The sequence below is a fragment of the Nocardioides sp. P5_C9_2 genome (assembly GCF_054049555.1).
Window position 1 is genome coordinate 1 of record NZ_JBFUMD010000709.1, and the last position, 1,322, is coordinate 1,322.

General features: G+C 70.1%; 2 protein-coding genes. Both read right to left on the minus strand.

Translation table 11 applies throughout. The features are described 5' to 3' along the window. A partial coding sequence (locus tag ACXJKL_RS21195; protein ID WP_457208966.1) for a sensor histidine kinase occupies positions 1 to 1,056 on the minus strand: 1,056 nt, incomplete at its 3' end. Continuing rightward, the coding region (locus tag ACXJKL_RS21200) for a winged helix-turn-helix domain-containing protein (protein ID WP_457208967.1) at positions 1,037 to 1,322 on the minus strand (286 nt) is incomplete at its 5' end. The genes ACXJKL_RS21200 and ACXJKL_RS21195, both read right to left, overlap by 20 nt.

The window sequence follows — 1,322 nt, forward strand, 5'->3', positions numbered from 1 at the left end:
CTCGAAGACCGCCCCGCCGGCGTCGCCGTTGTGCACGCTGACCGAGCCGCCGCACGCGCGGGCCGTGGCGGACGCCATGGCCAGGCCCAGCCCGCTGCCCATCTGACCGTTCGGGGGTCGCCGGTGCCAGAAGCGGTCGAAGACCCGCGGCAGGTCCTCCGGCGTGATCCCCGGCCCGTCGTCGGCGATGCGCACCGTGCAGTGCGTCGAGGTGACCTCGCCGGTCAGGGTGATCGCACCGCCCTCGGCGGTGAAGTGGACGGCGTTCTCGATGATCGCGTCGACGGCCAGCGCGAGCATGTCCGGGGTGGCCAGGACGTCCGCGTCGTCAGGGCACTCCACGGTCCAGACGCGGTTGGTGTGACTCGCCCAGCTGCTGCCGGCATCGATGACGAACTCCCGCCACGACAGCCGCTCCACCGGGAAGCTCGTCCCGGCGTCCAGCTGGGCGATGGCCAGCAGGCGGTGGGACAGCACCGACATCCGTTCGAGCTGCCGCAGGGCGACCTGGACGTCGTCGAGGGCCTGCGGCGAGGAGATGGCCGGCTCCGACAGCTCGAGATGCCCCCGGGCGATCGTCACCGGCGTACGGATCGCGTGCGCGGTGTCGCGGAAGAACGCGTGCTCCCGCTCGATCATCGCCTGTTGTCGGTCGGTCATCGCCTGGAGCGCGTTCTGCGCGGCCAGGCGCCGTCGCGCGTGCCACACCATCGCGAGCACGAGCGCCGGCATGAGGACGATCTCGGTCAGCTCGGGCCCGTCGATGAAGCCTCGCCGGTAGTGGAGCAGCAGGATGCCTCCGGTGACCACCGTCACCAGTCCGAGCACCACCATGGTCGGCAGCACCGGCCACACCCGGAATCCGTACACGATCGTCAGCATCAGGAACAGCAGGTGGTAGGGGACGGTCTCCAGGCCGGGCCGCAGGGTCATGATCAACGCCATCAGGGCGCAGAAGACCGTCAGCCCGAGGTCGAGGACCAGGGTACGACGCGCGGCGTGCGCGGCGTCCCGGGGACGCCAGCGAGCGCCGATCTCATCCGGTCTGAAGCTCATACCCGACGTTCCGCACCGTCTGGATCCAGTTGTTCCGCAGCTTCTGGCGGAGGCGGCCGACGCAGACGTCGACCACGTTGGTGGCGGGATCGAAGGAGTAGCCCCACACCTCCGAGAGCAGCTCCTCGCGCGAGCACACCTGGGGGCTACGGCGCATCAGGTGCTGCATCAGGAGGAACTCGCGTTGCGAGAGGTTCACCACCCGGTCGTCGACGTGGAGCCGACGGGCCCTGAGGTCCAGCGTCAGGCCCCCGATCGACAGGGTC